The sequence below is a fragment of the Photobacterium alginatilyticum genome, from assembly GCF_009910675.1.
GTDB lineage: Bacteria > Pseudomonadota > Gammaproteobacteria > Enterobacterales > Vibrionaceae > Photobacterium > Photobacterium alginatilyticum.
Map to the genome: position 1 here is coordinate 44,915 of NZ_RSEJ01000032.1, position 17,603 is coordinate 62,517.

The 17,603-nt window shown below is 46.8% G+C and carries 15 protein-coding genes; 6 read left to right on the top strand and 9 right to left on the bottom strand.

All coding sequences use genetic code 11. The features are described 5' to 3' along the window. Positions 1-68: 68 nt before the first annotated feature. The 3 genes from EIZ48_RS23895 to EIZ48_RS23905 form a co-directional block, all read right to left on the bottom strand. Positions 69-698: a bifunctional 4-hydroxy-2-oxoglutarate aldolase/2-dehydro-3-deoxy-phosphogluconate aldolase gene (locus EIZ48_RS23895; protein ID WP_160657340.1), complete on the bottom strand. Its 630-nt coding sequence runs from the start codon at positions 696-698 to the stop codon at positions 69-71. 10 nt (positions 699-708) lie between these two features. Further along, complete coding sequence (locus EIZ48_RS23900; protein ID WP_160657342.1) at positions 709-1,665, bottom strand: sugar kinase; 957 nt, start codon at positions 1,663-1,665, stop codon at positions 709-711. A 72-nt stretch (positions 1,666-1,737) separates the two neighbouring features. Further along, entirely contained in the window at positions 1,738-3,144 is a 1,407-nt protein-coding gene (locus tag EIZ48_RS23905) for a PTS transporter subunit EIIC (protein WP_439126594.1), read from the bottom strand. 285 nt (positions 3,145-3,429) lie between these two features. Between EIZ48_RS23905 and EIZ48_RS23910 the strand changes: the two genes are divergently transcribed. After that, a complete protein-coding gene (locus tag EIZ48_RS23910) occupies positions 3,430-4,629 on the top strand; it encodes an enolase C-terminal domain-like protein (RefSeq protein WP_160657343.1) in 1,200 nt (399 codons plus the stop codon). Between the two features lie 37 nt (positions 4,630-4,666). Here EIZ48_RS23910 and EIZ48_RS23915 read toward each other — a convergent pair whose 3' ends face one another. Then, entirely contained in the window at positions 4,667-5,383 is a 717-nt protein-coding gene (locus EIZ48_RS23915; RefSeq protein ID WP_160657345.1) for a GntR family transcriptional regulator, read from the bottom strand. Between the two features lie 711 nt (positions 5,384-6,094). Here EIZ48_RS23915 and modA point away from each other — a divergent pair. The 4 genes from modA to EIZ48_RS23935 all read left to right on the top strand — a co-directional run bounded on the left by modA (position 6,095) and on the right by EIZ48_RS23935 (position 9,808). Further along, entirely contained in the window at positions 6,095-6,865 is a 771-nt protein-coding gene (gene modA, locus EIZ48_RS23920; RefSeq protein ID WP_160657347.1) for a molybdate ABC transporter substrate-binding protein, read from the top strand. 2 nt (positions 6,866-6,867) lie between these two features. Continuing rightward, on the top strand, positions 6,868-7,560 hold the full coding sequence (modB, locus tag EIZ48_RS23925; protein ID WP_160657349.1) for a molybdate ABC transporter permease subunit: 693 nt from the start codon (positions 6,868-6,870) through the stop codon (positions 7,558-7,560). After that, a complete protein-coding gene (gene modC, locus EIZ48_RS23930; RefSeq protein ID WP_160657351.1) occupies positions 7,554-8,633 on the top strand; it encodes a molybdenum ABC transporter ATP-binding protein ModC in 1,080 nt (359 codons plus the stop codon). The genes modB and modC overlap by 7 nt, the downstream gene beginning before the upstream one ends. A 527-nt stretch (positions 8,634-9,160) precedes the next feature. Continuing rightward, positions 9,161-9,808, top strand: coding sequence for a CAP domain-containing protein (locus EIZ48_RS23935; RefSeq protein ID WP_160657353.1), 648 nt, complete (start codon positions 9,161-9,163; stop codon positions 9,806-9,808). A 67-nt stretch (positions 9,809-9,875) separates the two neighbouring features. Here EIZ48_RS23935 and EIZ48_RS23940 read toward each other — a convergent pair whose 3' ends face one another. From EIZ48_RS23940 to malT, 5 genes are all read right to left on the bottom strand, one after another. After that, complete coding sequence (locus EIZ48_RS23940) at positions 9,876-11,144, bottom strand: LssY C-terminal domain-containing protein (protein ID WP_160657355.1); 1,269 nt, start codon at positions 11,142-11,144, stop codon at positions 9,876-9,878. Further along, positions 11,138-11,878 carry a glycosyltransferase gene (locus EIZ48_RS23945; protein WP_160657357.1) on the bottom strand — a complete coding sequence of 247 codons (741 nt, stop codon included), beginning with the start codon at positions 11,876-11,878 and terminating at the stop codon, positions 11,138-11,140. The genes EIZ48_RS23940 and EIZ48_RS23945 overlap by 7 nt, the downstream gene beginning before the upstream one ends. 226 nt (positions 11,879-12,104) lie before the next feature. Next, positions 12,105-12,380 (bottom strand): D-fructose-6-phosphate amidotransferase, encoded by a 276-nt coding sequence (locus EIZ48_RS23950; RefSeq protein WP_160657358.1) that lies wholly within the window; start codon positions 12,378-12,380, stop codon positions 12,105-12,107. A 155-nt stretch (positions 12,381-12,535) separates the two neighbouring features. Beyond that, entirely contained in the window at positions 12,536-13,213 is a 678-nt protein-coding gene (locus tag EIZ48_RS23955) for a DUF4336 domain-containing protein (RefSeq protein WP_160657360.1), read from the bottom strand. 34 nt (positions 13,214-13,247) lie between these two features. After that, positions 13,248-15,956 (bottom strand): HTH-type transcriptional regulator MalT, encoded by a 2,709-nt coding sequence (gene malT, locus EIZ48_RS23960; RefSeq protein WP_160657362.1) that lies wholly within the window; start codon positions 15,954-15,956, stop codon positions 13,248-13,250. Between the two features lie 481 nt (positions 15,957-16,437). Between malT and EIZ48_RS23965 the strand changes: the two genes are divergently transcribed. Beyond that, positions 16,438-17,603 (top strand): glycogen/starch/alpha-glucan phosphorylase (locus EIZ48_RS23965; protein ID WP_160657364.1); only part of this gene is annotated, 1,166 nt, incomplete at its 3' end.

Here is a 17,603-nt window from a genome sequence, read left to right on the forward strand (position 1 = left end):
TAAGATGCAAAAACGCCTCCCTCTTGAGCAGAATGGAGGCGCTTGAAGGAGCTGTGGGGGTATTCTGATTACTCGGAAACGAGGGCAACCGCCTCACGAGTTAGCTTAGCCAGCTCATCCCATTGGCCAGCTTCAATCAGTTTTTTATCAACCATCCATGTGCCACCGCACGCCAGCACTCGTGGTACCACTAAGTAGTCTTTGATGTTGGCAGGATTAATTCCGCCCGTTGGCATTAAGCTCACGTCCGTGTATGGCGCCAGCAGTGCCTTAACCATGTTTACGCCACCTGACGCTTCCGCTGGGAAGAACTTGAGTGTTGTTAGGCCCATTTCTAATGCCGCTTCAATGGTACTTGGATTGTTTACGCCCGGCACGATATCAATACCAATCTCTTGGCACGCTTTCACGGTATTTGGGTTAAAACCCGGCGACACAATAAACGTTGCGCCCGCTTCTTTTGCCGCCATCGCCTGTTCTTTATTAAGCACTGTACCTGCGCCGATCAGCATGTCAGGTTGGGCTTCACGTAGCAGACGAATCGCTTCTACTGCCGCTTCTGAGCGAAAGGTAATTTCTGCTGCTGGCAAGCCGTTTTCCGCCAACACTTTACCCAGTGGGATAATATCTTGAGCATTATCAATCGCAATAACAGGGATAACTTTCAGCGCTTGTAGCTGCTCGTTTAAGTTAAGCATTGTTTTGTTCCTATTTGAATTTATTCTTTGCGGCGTCAGTGTACGCCTTTGAGATGATGGCGCCTTTATGCTGAATTACTTCACCAGCCAGCACATTACCATTATGGCAAGCTTGTTTGATGTCGCTGGTTTCAAGGTAAGTTGCTAAAAACCCGCCATTAAATGAATCGCCAGCGGACGTCGTATCGACCACATTCTCAACCACAGTTGTTGATACATTGTAGAGTTCATTTGCGCCCAATTCCGAGACTAAACACCCGTTAGCACCAAGTTTGACGACTACCGTTTTCACCCCAAAAGAAGCGAGCCGTTCGCAAGTTTGAAGAGGCGTGTCATCTCCCCAAATCGCTTGCTCATCCTCAAACGTCACTAGGGCTAAATCGGTAGTTCGATACATAAGGCGATAGGCAGACTGGACGGTTTGATGATTGTCATCAGGCCAAAGTGCTGGTCGATAATTGCTATCAAAAGCAATTTCGACTCCTGAGTCTCTTAACTGCGCCAATAGCGCTAGCATCTGCGCTCTATCTTGCTTAGGTAAGATCGCCAAACTGATGCCGCTGACAAATACCATGTCAGCGCTTTTTAAAGCATATGTCACCTGCGCAAATACAGGGTGCTGAACTAGGTATTTGGCCGCAGATTGATCTCGCCAATACAGAAAAGTTCTTTCACCCTGCTCGTCTAGCTGAATCAGATACAGCCCCGGCGAGCGCTTGGTATCGTTCAGAACTAAGCTGGTATCAACGCCCTCTTGCTTCCAGCGAGCCGTCATTTCTTGGCTAAGAGGCTCACTTCCCATGGCCGTAACATACTTCACCGACAGATCAGGGGCTGAGTCTCGCTGACTTCGGCATAAGTAAATCGCTGCATTTAAGGTGTCTCCACCGAACGTCTGCTGCATCTCCCCAAACGGTTTTCCGTTCAGTTCTATCATGCATTCCCCAATGATGGCAATTGTCTTCATCGCACTGTTTCTTTAAGTCGCAAATCAGGCCTGCCAACTTACGCTGAGCAGGCCTGATGTTTTATTGAGGAATTATTTGTTGTCTAAGCGAACAAACATCATGGTCAAGATAAATGACAGAGTAAACACGCCAGTCACACCCAACACCGCTTGAACAAAGTTCTGAGTGCCGCTCGCTAAGTACGCAGGAAGACTGAATACTGACGATAGGATGTAGCTTGTTAAGTGCGTATCAATGGTCACTGAGATAGCACCCATAATACCGGTCGCTAAACTCGCCATGAACAACGCTTTGGTGTACTTAGTCAGCGTACCGAATAGCGCTGGTTCAGTAATACCCAGAATCGCTGTCACACCTGAACCCACTGTCATTGATGATTGCTCTTTAGACACACTGTTACGCTGCTTGTACCAAATCGCCATCGTCGCACCTGCGATTGCTAGGTTACCCAGACACATGATTGGCATTAGCAGGTCTTTTCCATAAAGCGCAAAGTTGTTCAGGCTGATTGGCGTCATGCTGTGATGAATACCAAACACAATCGTAATTGGACGAGTTAAGCCGAACACAAAACCGGTTAGGGTTGGTGAGATTTCTAGTAGAGAGCTAACCACCCAGCCAGCACCATTACTCACCCACATACCAGCAGGCGCAACCAGTGAAAGCACAACGGTTGATGTTACGGTAAAGGCTAATAGTGGCGTAAATACAGGTTTGGCAGAACTCGGAACAAACTTATCCACCATCGGAGTTATCTTTGATAGCACCCAGACCGCAAGGATCGCTGGCACAATCGCACCGCCGTAGTTCATTAGCTCAATCGGCACCACTCCAAACACGTTAAGCTCGGCTTTGCTGCCTGCATCAGACAATAAAGCGGCTTTTTCTACTAGCTTTGGAGACATCATTGCCGCAGCAACCGCCAATGCAATGTACTCATTCACTTTGAACACTTTGGCTGCTGAGAACGAAACCAACATAGGCAAAAAGAAGAACACAGCCACTGAGATAGAACGGTAGAAGAATACGGTGTCGGAAGATTCCGAAATCACGTTGGTCGCAATAAGCCCTGACAATAGACCCATCAACATACCTGCACCGGCAATGGCAGGAACGACCGGACCAAAGATGCCAGCGACAATGCGCATTGCGTTTTGGAACAATTTACCTTTCTCTTGTTCGATCTCTGCGTCTTCTGGCGCTGCACTTGCACCTGATAGCGCTAAGTACCATTTCTCGACTTCAACGCCGATGATCACCTGAGTTTGACCTTGTGCGAGAACCACACCTTTAACACCTTGAATGGCTTCGAGTTTTCCTTTATTCGCTTTTGACTCATCGACCAATTTAAAACGTAGTCGAGTCATACAGTGAGTGATGTTTGCGATGTTTTCGTTACCACCGAGGGCAGCGACCAATTCTTGTAATTTCATGCTAAAGCTGTCTGCTTTCCCTGGCGCATTATCGCCGATAGCCATGTTAATTTCTGTCAATTGCATCATACATTCCTATATGCTTGTCTGCTCATTTACTGCGGTAATCTTAGCGGTTGAGCGTTTTTATCCAATCGACAAAACAGTGACAAAACTCACATTAAAACAGCTAAAAATTTAATTTTGGCCGTTTTTTAGCAACTGGTTCGTTTTTTTCTCCTAATTCGAAACAGGAACGAACCAGTTAATTTTCAGTATAATTTATCGCTTGAAATCTGCATTCTTTCACGCTTATATAAAATAAATCCTGTTGACCGAGCTAGTTTTAAAGTGAATAAAAATATCATTTCAAATATTGAATGCATGATTACCAAACCAGACCGACATAACCTGATTACCGTTATTGTAGAAACGGAGTCAGGGATGAAAGGTTTCGGTTGTGCGACTTTCCAGCAACGACCATTGGCGGTAAAAACAATGGTTGATGAATATCTCAAACCGTTATTAATTGGCAAAGACGCCAATAATATTGAAGACCTATGGCAAATGATGATGGTTAACGCTTATTGGCGTAATGGACCGGTGATCAATAATGCTATTTCAGGTGTTGATATGGCGCTGTGGGATATTAAAGCGAAATTAGCCAATATGCCTCTGCATCAATTATTTGGTGGTAAAGCTCGTGATGCTATTCAGGTCTATACCCATGCGACAAGCGAGACAATGGAAGGCCTGTATGAGCAGGTAGAAAAATTCCTAGCGCAGGGCTACAAACATATTCGCTGTCAGTTGGGTTTTTATGGTGGTGTACCAGAGAATATCCACACGGCAAATAACCCAACCGAAGGGTCTTACTACGACCAAGACCAATATATGGAAAACACGGTTGAGATGTTCAAATGTTTGCGTGAAAAGTATGGCAATCAGTTCCACATTCTTCACGATGTCCATGAACGCCTGTTCCCAAATCAAGCGATTCAATTTGCCAAACGAGTAGAGCAATACACCCCATATTTTATTGAAGATATCTTGCCGCCAAACCAAACGGAGTGGTTGGATAACCTTCGCAGTCAAACCAGTGTTTCGCTAGCATTGGGTGAGCTATTCAACAACCCAGAAGAGTGGAAACAGCTGATCATTAATCGCCGCATCGACTTTATTCGATGCCATGTATCTCAGATTGGAGGTATTACTCCAGCATTGAAGCTAGGTCACTTATGCCAAAGCTTTGGCGTTCGCATTGCGTGGCACTGCCCGCCTGATATGACGCCGATTAGCGCAGCAGTGAATACTCACTTAAACGTGCACCTACACAACGCGGCGATTCAAGAACACGTCGAGTATCAGGCTAATACCCAAGCAGTATTCCCTAATGCTGCCGAGCCTATCAATGGTTATTTGTATGCGTCAGAGCTGCCGGGGATCGGGGTTGAAATGAACCAAGATGTTGCACAAGATTTCCCTGTCACTTACCGTCCACATGAGTGGACTCAAAGCCGATTGCCTGATGGCACTATTCATACGCCATAGCACTATGGCTCACTTCATCTAAATAGAAAAACGACCGCTAATCACGGTCGTTTTGATCTCGGTAATTTAAACTCTCAGGGTTAAACTTGGAGTGGTAAGTACACTGGTAGTTGATATCAATGATGTCACTGACGACAAACACCTCACCAGAAGTGAGGAAACCACGGTTAGTGATGTTCATTGCTGAACTCGAACGCTTACACCCTAATAAATCCGCATCTTCTTTTGAAACACTGATCGCCTGGTAGGTAGTGAGGTAGCTATCGATTTCCAACCCCAGAGAAAGCGCGTGCTTCTGAAGTGAGTTCTCAATAATGGTATCGTTCACCATAGGGAATAATTTAACGGGCAGCCTCGCTTCTTCAATCTGAGTAACTTTACCTTGAATTAACCTTAAGCGTTTCACATTCCAAATATATTCATCGTCTTCAATAGAGAATACTTGCATTTCATGAGTAGTTGGTAATCTCTTATTCAGTTTTATTTTCTTATAAGAAATCTCACCAAATTTATTTTCTGTTACTGAATTATATATTAATGGTGAGTCAACGCTCGAAGTATTAACATAATATCCCGATCCTGCTTTGGATTTAACCATACCAATTGCTTCAAGTTTAGACATTGCCTTTCTCACCGAGAAACGGGAAATATCGTATTTTTCAGCTAATTCTCTTTCTGAAGGCAATTTAACATCAATAATATTTTGGCAAATCTTACTGATTATATCTTGAACAAGTTCTTGGTACTTTTTCATGGAACGCTTAGTGTTTGGGGGTTCATTATAATTTAACGCATCTGTGCCACTTTCTCCATGAGCCAAGCCTAAAATAGCGGTTTAGATCAGATAGGCAGCCCATGATGAGCTGCCCATTTACTTGAGGGTTTGCCTGCACTCCTGCTAGTGAATCGCTGGCATAACTAAGATCGTAGCCACTGCAGTGGATAAGGGAACTTGGCTAGTTGCACGTAGGCTGGCCGCATACTTGCAATACTTGAAGTAATCCGAAAAGTTACAGTGCCCCAAAGGTCTTAACTCAGAATTGTCCATGACTGAGCTAGCAACAACTATCAGGCCCTGAGTTAATGTTTTTGGTTCAATGGTTCAATGGTTCAATGGTTCAGTCTTTCGTTATGTAAGCCACATCTATTTATGACCGCGTAATAATGCCATATCTCTTATTTTTAACAATGTGTCATCCACACGGTATAAATTGACGGATTTGAAAAAGGCTTTTTGGCATATTGATGAGTTGCCAGATTTTCACCTCCATAAGCTGCTGATTATAAATATATTATTTCCTTTTAAGGTGAAATGGCCATCTGGAAGTCCTTCCAGCTTTCTTTGTGCGTTTCCGGTTTTATGCCTTCTTTCCCATGAATAAATGAGACCTGGAGTGGTTTTCAGTTGTCGTTATATACTTTACTATATAACGATAACTGAGCATGCTGACATTAGAGGTAAAGTATGAACAAGCGTTTGTTTATGTATCTGTTTTCCATAGGTTGTGGGCTGGGAGCATCGAGTTCGGCGCTGGCGTCAGAGAAGGTGACGGTCTTTGCCGCTTCGTCGTTGACCAATGCCATGAATGAAGTGGCGGCGGTATACAAAGAAAAAACGGGTACTCAATCGACGCTTTCGTTTGCCTCTTCTGCAGCACTTGCCAGGCAGATTGCGCAAGGCGCACCGGCTGATATCTATCTTTCTGCCAATGAAAAGTGGATGGATTATGTTGAGCAGCAACATGCGATTGAACCGAAGTCGCGTAAAATTTTGTTAAACAATAGTCTGGTGTTAGTGGCTCCGGATTCTTACCCAACCGATAGTATTGCTATCAGTGCTTCGTGGGACTTGGCACAGGCGTTAGACGGCACGCGTTTAGCGACTGGTGATCCGAAACATGTACCAGCGGGTATCTATGCTAAAGAGGCGTTGGAAAATATAGGTTTGTGGCAGAAGGCTTCGCCTTTGCTTGCCCGTGCGAGTAGTGTCCGCTCGGCGCTGTTGCTGGTAGAGAAACAAGAAGCCATGCTTGGGATTGTTTATAAAACAGATGCCCTGATTTCAAACAAGGTAAAAGTGGTTGCCGAGCTGCCAAACAACAGCCATACGGCAATTACCTATCCTGTTGCAGTTGTGAAAGATAAGGCGAATGGTCAAGTCGAAGATTATTATCAGTTTTTGCAGTCAGATCAGGCTCGCGAGATTTTCGAAAAATACGGCTTTGGAGTTAACTAAGCGTGCTGACAGATTATGAGCTGCAGGCACTGCTGCTTAGTTTAAAAATATCGGGTGTGGCAGTGGTGGTTAGCCTGCCTCTGGGGATCTTGTGTGCCTGGCTGCTGGCGCGATGTCGGTTCTATGGCAAGGCCATCTTGGACGGTATTGTGCATCTGCCCTTGGTACTTCCCCCGGTTGTTATTGGCTATTTGCTGCTAACCCTGATGGGGCGAAATGGTGTGATCGGCAAGGCACTTTATGACTGGTTCGGACTGACGTTTAGCTTTAGTTGGCGCGGAGCCGTCATCGCCGTTGCTGTGGTTTCATTTCCCCTTATGGTTCGTTCAATTCGTCTGGCACTGGAAAGTGTTGACCCTAAATTGGAGCAGGCAGCCCGCACACTTGGGGCTAGTCCGCTGAAAGTCTTTTTGACCATTACGTTGCCACTTACAGCTCCGGGTATTTTGACGGGGACCATTCTGGCCTTTGCTCGTGCGTTGGGTGAGTTTGGTGCCACGATTACGTTTGTTTCGAACATTCCCGGCGAGACGCAGACAATCCCGTTGGCTATGTTTTCCTTTATCGAAACACCGGGAGCCGAGAGCGAAGCGGCCCGCCTTTGTATAATTGCAATTGCTATCGCTTTGGCCTCGCTGCTGGTTTCTGAATGGATGGCGAGAATGGCACGAAACCGGTTGGAGACCCAATGCTAGCTATTAATGTTCAGAAAACACTCGGTAACCTAGACCTTGATATCAAGCTTGAGTTGCCAATGCAGGGGATCACTGCAATCTTTGGCCGATCAGGTACCGGGAAAACATCGCTGATCAATGTACTCAGTGGTTTAAGTCAGCCTGATAAAGGGGCGATAAAGCTCGGTGAGCGTGTATTGTGTGATAGTGACGCAGGGATTTTCCTCCCTCCCGAGAAAAGGAAAATCGGTTATGTGTTTCAGGATGCGCGCTTGTTTCCGCATTATACCGTTTCTGGAAACCTTACCTATGGCTGCCGAGAGAAGGATCAAGCGCACTTTGAGGCTGTCGTGAAGCTACTTGGTATCGAAAGCTTGTTACAGCGTTATCCGTCATCTCTATCGGGCGGTGAGAAGCAGCGAGTTGCTATTGGCAGGGCATTACTGACAAAGCCCGATATGTTGCTGATGGATGAGCCTCTGGCGTCACTGGATCTGCCGCGCAAGCACGAGTTGATGCCTTATTTGGAGAAGCTGGCCAAGCAGGTCAATACCCCCATTCTTTATGTTACCCATAGCCTCGATGAAATTTTGCGACTTGCCGATCATATGGTGATGATTAATCAGGGCAAAGTGGTTGTTGCCGGAAATGTAAACAGTGTTTGGGGCTCGCCGGAAATGCGTCCGTGGTTACCGCCCAAGGAGCAAAGTTCTTTGATTAACGCACGGGTAAATCACACCCATCCGGACTATGCTTTGACTCAGGTAATGTTAAATCACGACGCATGCCTATGGGTAAGCAAACTTAACAGGCAGCGAGGGGAGTGGGTAAGAGTACGGATTCACTCCAATGACGTTTCGATAACTAAGGCAAAGCCTGAAAAGACAAGTATCCGTAATATATTGACGGCAAGGGTGGACAAGCTGCTTTCTGTTGATGAAGAAGAAAAAGTCGCTGTAAGACTTCGAGTCGGAGAAGCTCAGATATGGGCGAACCTTACACTATGGGCAGCAGATGAGCTGAATATCAAAGTTGGGGATGAGGTGTTTGCTCAAATAAAAGGTGTGAGTGTGACTCAAGATGACTGGGTGTAATTAATTAGAAAACGAGCACTTACTCTGTAATAAAAGTTTTACTGGCTAGGTTAGTAATGGACCACAAAATAATGCTGACAATAAAGTTAATGTTGGTGATTGTTTGTGGTCTTTTTTATCCATTTTTCACAAAATAAAATCAGTGCTAAAATTTATTTCCGTTGTATTAGTTCAGCCGTCGATTAAATTGATAGGTTATTCTGTACATCATTGTAATAAAGGTTAGACAAAAGTGGGTTACACTTTTGCCTGGCTTTATATCACTGAATATAGAGGGAAATATTTGATTGTGCACAGCGTTTCTGTATTGTTTGTATTGTTAAAAGTGTGTCAGGATGTTTGAAATATAACCGTTGCATATTGAACTGTTCAGCTCTGAGTCAGTATATTGTTCACCACATTAAGGCTGGTCAGGAATTGGCTGAGATACAAATCTTAGTTTTCTTAATATACTTTTTTGTTGTTTGGATACGATATAAGTCTATTTGGAAATCATAAATTCAATTAAACATATACTGGATGTACCCATGCGCACACTATCATTATTAATTCTTTCTACGTTATTGGTTACAGGCTGTGGTTCTGGCGGTGGTTCTGATGACGGTGCCGCAACAGGCGGAGATTCAAATTCAGGGAGCGGAACAGTCATATCTGGTGACGGCAGCAGTGGTTCCAATAATGGTGGTAGTTCTGACAATGGTGGCAACTCCGGAAATAACGGCGGCGATAGCGGAAGCAACGGCGATCCGCAGAGTGGTGATTTTGCTGACCAGATGTTAGCGGCAGTGAATGCGGCACGTGCACAGGCTCGTGACTGTGGTGGGCAGATGATGCCGGCAGTACCTGCATTAACATGGGATTATAGCCTGGAGCAGGCGGCCTTTGTTCATTCAAGCAACATGGCAAACTACAATTTCTTCAGCCATACCGGTTTAAATGGCGACCAGCCAAGTGATCGTGTTTCCGATCAGGGTTATAGCTGGAGCACAGTGGGCGAAAACATTGCAGCGGGTCAGAAAGATCTCGCTTCGGTAATGGATAGCTGGCTAAAAAGCCCTGGCCACTGTAAGAACATTATGAGTGCGAACTACACTCAGATGGGCGCTTCGTCAGTGACTAATTCAAGTGCGCAATATAGCATCTACTGGACTCAGGTATTCGCCCGACCTCGTTAATTTTGTTGGCATTTGCTAATGATCGAGTCGCCGCTGCTTGAACGCTTTTCATACTGCGGCGGTTCAATCATGTTGTGCTCTTGTCTTTTGAGAGTATTACGATCTGGCCGTCACTGAAATAGTGGCGGCTTTTTGAATAGGCAACAGGCTTGCCAAATTGTTGGTATTCAACATTCCACCCAGAGCCTTTGGCTTTTTCTGCCAGTTCATCCCTTTCTACATCGATATCAGGGTCGATACCGTGCAAGATGGTAATTATCCCTTTATAGTGAGCTAGTTTTAGTTCGTTGTCGTAGCTAACGGCGCCCACCCATATGGGCTTTCCTGATTGCTCCTCATTACCGGCGTACCACCAGCGAATATGCTTCCTGTTAACCAGATCGCCGGCAAGTTGGTAGGCATACCATTGAGGCTGTTGATTCCAGTAAAGATCGGAGATAGGCGGTAGCTCTTTGGAAAGCAGCTTTAAATAGCGACTCAGTGTCAGGTCATCTCGTGAGAATGTTTCATTCTCAATCCAGCCTAATTCACCCATGAGCTGTTGCGGTGTATTTCCCACAACAACGATATTGATTGGTTGCGCCTGGTATACAGGAGCCAAACCCGGATAAACGGTATAATCCAGTTCATGCAGTGATTGTTGGGTATTGTTTATTTCTTTTGTTTCAAATGCATACGCATCGCTGGCAAAAAAGTGATAATAATTCGCCCCGGCCATCACCGCGAGCCAGCACAGACAGATGTTCAACCACCTTTTCCAGCTCTTGGTTCGGTAGAGCATCAGACTGATCACTGAAGCAATAAAAATAGCCACGACTAATAAGCTATGTTCTTTCAGGAACAGGGTAATAGTGGTGAGATCTGGCATTAACTCGATTCCTTGCGCCAGTAAATAACCGGCAAATACAAACTGTCCGACACCGAGAAAAAGACCGATTAATGAGTATGCCGTAAAGGTCAGCCAGGGCAGTGCGTAGCTGCCGGCCAGGAAGGGCATTATCCAGGCTACCGGTCCCAGCAAGCGGGCAATAGCGACCACCAAGGGGCCGCGTTTTCTCAGTACCAGCCGGGCTCTGGCAATGGGTCTTCGGGTTTTAGGAACACGCTGACAGAGCCTGCGGCGTCCGTTAACGCCATAACGTCGGCCGATGAAATAGCTGAGCTGATCGCCAATAAGGCCGCCGAGGAGTACGGATATGACACCGTACATTGCGCCGCTGCTTAGCAGGTAGCCTGCTGCAAGCAAGAAGGGCTCTCCGGGAAAAAAGAGGTTGGGCCCTATCAGTGCATCGAGAAAGCTACCGCCGAAGAACCACCACCAGCTGGCATTTAGCATTTGTTATCTGCGTCCTTGTAATGGCCGAACTCATAACTCATTTCGTTATTGCGCATTTCTCCGAAAAAAAAGCGGCGCACATTGGCTTTCAGGTAGGTTAGTCCCATCTTGAAAAAGCCATCCTGTTCAAGTCGGCGAGGATCAAACCAGAAACTGACAGGCAGCATTCGGTAGCGCCAGGTTTCGGATGCCCTGCGTACGTAGTCACAGTCTTCGCAAAGTACGATTTCTTCATCGAAGCCGTTTATTTCCTCATGGGCCCGTTTGGTTGAAAACAGGCAGGCACCGACTGATGTCGGGAAGAAAAAGGATGTAGCGTACAGCCCGGCATTGAACAGCCCGTAGCCAAGGCGGTAGCCAAGAGACAGCTCTTCGGCACTCATATAGACACCGGCCACTTCGAGCTTGCGCTTTTCGAGCTGGTGGAGGGCATTAGTCAGGAACGTTGGTTCGAGACGCACATCAGCATCGAGAAATAACAGACGTTCATGGGAGGCAAGCTTGGCACCGGTATTACGGCCGAGGCTGGTTCCTCTACTTTCCATTTTATGAACAGTCAGGGCTGGCAAGGCTTTATCGAATCCTTGCGCAACCTCACAGGTGTTGTCATCGCTGTTGGAATCCACCACGATAACTTCGAAGTTTTGGTGGCTTTGTTTGCTTAGATCTTCCAGTAAACGGCCGATACGTTTCTCTTCGTTTAGGGTGATCACAACAATACTAATCGGATTCATAATTACCTCTCAAATTCGTAACTGGCTTAATTGATGAGAGAATTATGCTTTGAAGGGACTGAATAGGATGTGAGAGGTTAGTTCATCTTATGTTCATGCAATTGAGTAAGTCCTCAATGTGTTTGTTGCTGATAAAAGGCTTCGATTTGTTCGCAGAGCCATTCAGGCTCGTCAAGAGGACGGGCATACGCAAGTCAGCCACTCTAAAAGAGTGGCTGACTTTGCTTTAATGGCTGGCTTTCTTGGCCGCCTCTAGCTGATATTCCTCAACCTCTGATACCCACTTTGGACGGTTGATGAATTTGCCGAGCAAGTAGGAGGGAATTAGGAAAATAAATAGAGGTATTGATTCATGGATGTAGGTATTGGCCAGCGCTTCCTCATGGGAGAAGTAATTAAGCACAGCCAGAACACCAAAAATACCACCTAACATAACTAGAATAGCCGAGACTACCAAGGTCAAGCCAAGTAGATCTCTGAAATAAAGTTTTGATGCTTTCATGTTTGTTCCCTCGCATTTTTCACGCTTTGAATATACTCCTTGGTATGCATAATATTGTGAGATATGTCATACAAATATAATTGCTGTATGCATGAATGCGGCAAAATTGATTTAGAGCAAAATGTGACGGGGGTACAAGACGGAGTGCAACGGATTCAAAGCGCCCATTTAAAGGCGTCGTAGAATCGGGCTTTGCCGTTTTCAGTAATCAGTTGGCCATGTGAAAGAATGATCCGATCAAACGGCCAGGTCAGGATTTCCTGTAAAGACTGCCTCAATCGTGTTTTGTCCTTAAACGTCAGACGCCAGTACAGCGGCATTGCGGGATCGTAATAGCAGCCATTTAACAGGGCGAGGCCGATGGTAAGTATATTTGGCGAGGGGCTCAGCCAGGCGAGGGTGTCGCCGACAATCAGGGTTTTGGAGATTGGATCGCAGAAGATAACTTCTTCCATCTTGTCACTGCCGCGAAGCAGGGTCTGGTAGAGCTGATGGCGCCACAGAACAGGGGTTTGTGCACTGAGAGCATCATCAAATGCGAGGTCGGTACGTTTGTTTTGCAGGCCGGGCGGCGCAAAAAAATACGCTTCCGGATAGGCCAGCCACCATTCGGAAAGAAACAGGTGATGGTTCATGTTCGGGGTCACAATGGCATGGATTTGCCCCAGCTTGGTAAGTTCAAGTTGTAATTGTGTAGTCAGCTGGACAGGAGAGTGGATCAGCAGCTTGTTATCGTCAAGCCGGATCACGGTCATACGAGCGCCGACAGGAATGCCGTTCACCTTGAACGGCATATCCTGATACCAAATTCGGTTGCTGCTCCATTCAATCATAGGTCATCCTTAACCTGTGATGAGCTTAGCCTGGCTAGAAGCCCATAAGTTTGAGTAAGTTTTCAGCTGTCTCGATAGCCTGCTGGCGGTTGGCGATATTCAGCTTTTGATACAGGTTGCGAATGTGAGTTTTAATCGTCGTTGAGGCAACATCAAGCTCTGAGGCGATTTGCTCGTTACTATAACCCGTATAGATAAGACCTAATACCTGCCACTCGCGCTGTGTTAGCGGGCTGGTGCGGATTAGTTCAGGCACATCCGGTAGGTTAAGCAACTTTTCAACAAAGCTTTCATCGAAATGTACGGAGCGGTTACGCTCCTTACTGGTCATTTCTCGAAGCAACTGACGAGCACGATGCAGCTCTAGTTCACTAAGTGCTTTACCATCGACAAGCTCCTGTAACAAATCGCAAATATCGGCGCCATCACATAGGAAAATACCAACCATTCCAGTGCTGTTGGTTAACACTAGGGCTTCTTTGAGTTGCGCCAGTGCTTTTTCTTTTTCATTCATTCGCTTACTGAGTACAGCTTGTACCACAAGGTTGCGGTTTTTGTCTGTGATAAGATTATGCTTATCGCAACTTTCAAGCAACATATCCAAGATAAGCTGTGAACGTTCCATTTCACCTACGTTCAAACAGGCGCGGGCAATATTACGCCATTGCAGTTGCTGGAAATGGTTACATGCCGCTTCCGGTTCCTCGGCTTTTTCAAGCCAGCTCTGGATGCTCTCCAGATCGCCTTTGAGCTGCCAGTAGAAAAGGTTCGCCAAATCTGTATTGGCTCGCCAGTCAATATGGTAGTCGGAGCGGTCCATCATGCTGTTACATAAGTCGAGGTAGCGGGCTGCCTTGTCCTGCTCGCCGCGGGTGATGGCGATTCTGGCCAGCATTGAATAGGCGTGGAGGGACTTGGTCTCGTCAAAAGGCGCAAGTACTTCCAGGCTTTTCAGAGCCGCTTCTTCTGCTTCGTCCAGGCGATTCCAACACCAGAGGATCTGGGCACGGAGACGTAACAGGAATTCGTGTAACGGAACTTGCTGCAAATGCTGTTCTTTCACAAGTTTGAACGCTTGATCCAGTTGCTCGTAGGCGGACTGAACGTAACCTTGCGCCAGTAAGATTTCACTTTGCTGAAGCAAGGCCCAGAGCGCCTGGTGGTATACATGATACTGGCGAGCCATTTTCTCGGTTTGCTGCATCATAGGCAGTGCACGGCTTAGATTACCCAGGCAGTGATGTACTTCGCCGACGACAGAGGTGGCAACAATTCGACTACGGTAAGTCGTAGATGGAAGCTGGCCAAGTGCAAGCTCGGAGAGAGTCAGCGCGTCTTCTGGTTTGCTTTGGTTTATGGCCACCTGTGCTCGCAGGGCGTTAAACTCACCCTGCAGTGCGTCATTCAAAACGATGTTGTGTTTGTGCATCTCGGCTTCTGATTCGAGAATCAGCTCACCGACATCGTTATAGCGGTGCTGGCTTTGGATCAGCCATAAGCGTAACAGGGCCAGACGCGGGGTACTAAACAGGGTGTCCTTGTCCAGATGATCAATGCTGTCTTCCAGCAGCTTAAGCTCGCCATGGTGGAACATTTCCCAACCAAACTCGGACAGGATCTCGACACTGAGGCTTTTGTCTTCGCTTTTTTGGGCATGGAGCAGAGCCTGTTGCGGCGAGTTTTGTTTTAGCCACGCCCGGGCTGCCAGTGAATGGAGCTCTGATCGTTGCTGCGGGATTTGCGAATAACGCTGGTGGCGTAAAAACTCGGCAAACAGATTATGGAAGCGATACCAGTTATTGTCACCTTCCAGTGTATTAAGGAATAGACCAAACCGATTGAGTGATTCCAGCATCGCCAGGGCATCGCTTCGCCCGGTAAGATCGGTCACCAACTCGGCATTGAACATGTCCAGCACTGAACATTGCAGCAAGAACTGCTGGGTTTCGCGATCCAACTGGTCAAATACCTCTTCGGCCAGGTAATCCCAGAGGTGGCCCCGGTTGAAGTTTGCAACCGATACCGCTGATTCGACGAGGTTGTTTGGTCTTTGTTGTGCGTGTAGTGCGATTAGCTGCAAGGCTGACGGCCAGCCTTCTACCTGCTCGCGCAAGGTTTTGAGTACACTTGATTCAACATTGTCAGTAACCCGTTTGTTGAAAAAGCGCTCTGTTTCTTCTTCGTCGAATGCCAGTAAATCGTTATCGACTTCAATGAGCAGATCCCGTACTCGAAGGTTGGCTGTACCCAGTGGTGGCAAGGTACGGCTGGTAACGACGAGCGTGATGTTGTCTGGCATATTTTTCAGGAAGAAACGCATACCGTCGTGAATATCGTCGTTGTTGATGACATGGTAATCATCAAGTACCAGATAAGTTTGCTCGTGATAATCGCTCAGTTCACCGAATAGCTCGCTAAACAGTGTAGACATACAGGCAAATTGTCTGCGTTCGGCCATTGCTTGTGTTTTCAGGCAAGCATTATTTGTTGATTTATTAATAGATTGCAGAAGGTAGTTAGCGAAGCGAAATGTGTCGTTGTCGTTTTCATCGATATTAAACCAGCCCGTATGAGGGTGCTCGCTCAACCACTGTGCTGCCATAGTGGTTTTGCCGTAACCCGCTGGTGATCGGAATAGAACAAGACGGTAAAAAGGAGCCTGATCTAGCGTTTCCAGCAAACGGGGGCGGAGTATTGCATTATGAAGGCGTGCCGGTCGTGTCAGTTTAGATGGTATCCACATAGTCTTGCTATCTTATGTAAGGTTTCAGGTCCATTAAAGCTCTTAGGTATTAGTCTACTGCTCTAGGCAGATTATTGGTGAGCTTTATTCCATGGTGTAATCAAAATCATGCAATAAAATAATTTCATGACATTTGATCTGGGCCATAACTTTACCCACCTTAATACTAAAATCGGTAATTCTCTGTCTTCTCATCCCCGGAATTATGAGCTGTCTCACATATATTGAAACTTTCATTAAAATTTAAGCCCAATGTTGCACATGTGGATTAGTCTAAACTTGTGAACCAAGTTGCATTATGTGATTCGTAGGGAGCAGTCTACACCTCGAAATTTGCAGAATGTCACACTAGGGAGGGGGATTGGGTAACTACGCCCCTCATACTCATCCCTAATCCTCCCTTGGTTAGGAGGATGTTTTGCCTGACAAACGAAGGCAACATAGTCACCAGTTGGAAATAATCCTAGAGCGAGATTGAACCATGTCTAAAAATGGTCATACACAACAATTTGACAAGGCTGCATTTAAAGCAGCCGTAGAGAAACACCTGACGACGACTTATGCGAATACTTCAGAGACCGCTACGCCACGTAGCTGGTATCTGGCAATGGGCCGGGCACTGGCAGAAATCAGTACCGGCAACCTGCTAGAAACAGAAAAACAACTAGCAGAAGAGAAAGCACGTAGCGTTAACTACCTTTCTTTGGAATTCCTAATCGGCCGCCTGACAGGCAACAACCTGATCAGCATGGGCCTGTATGAAGACGTTGCTGCGGCAATGGAAGAGATGGGTCACAACCTGACTGATCTACTAGAAGAAGAACGCGACCCTGCGCTGGGTAACGGTGGTCTTGGCCGTCTGGCTGCCTGTTTCATGGATTCACTGGCTGCACAGGAGTACCCGGCGGTAGGTTACGGCCTGCACTACGAGTACGGTCTGTTCCGCCAGTCTTTTGTTGAAGGCCGTCAGGTAGAAGCACCTGATGCATGGCGTGGTCTTGAAGGCTACCCATGGGAAGTGATTCGCCCAGAGCTTTCTCAGACAGTGAGCCTATACGGTCATGTTGAAGCCTACACTGACGAAAATGGCAACGCTTGCCGCCGTTGGGTACCGGGTATGACGGTTGAAGGTGTGGCTTGGGATCTGCCTATCGTTGGTTACGACAACAAGAGCGTTTACCCGCTGCGTCTGTGGGAGTGCCGTTCTAACGCACCGTTCAACCTGGCACGTTTCAACGACGGTGACTATGTAGGTGCTCAGTACTCTGCACTGGAAGCCGGTAACGTGACCAAGGTTCTTTACCCGAAYGACAACCATGACCAGGGTAARGCACTGCGTCTGATGCAGCAGTACTTCCACTGTGCCTGTTCGATTGCCGATATCCTGCGCCGCCACATCGGTGCCGGYAACAAGATTGAAGATYTGKCTAAGCTTGAGACTATCCAGCTTAACGATACGCACCCGACTATCGCTATCCCKGAACTGATGCGTATTCTGATTGACGAATACAAGCTGGGTTGGGATGCCGCGTGGGCCATTTCTTCGAAGACATTCGCCTACACCAACCACACCTTGCTGCCTGAAGCACTGGAAACGTGGAGCGAAGCACTGATTGCACAAATGCTTCCTCGTCACATGGAAATCAT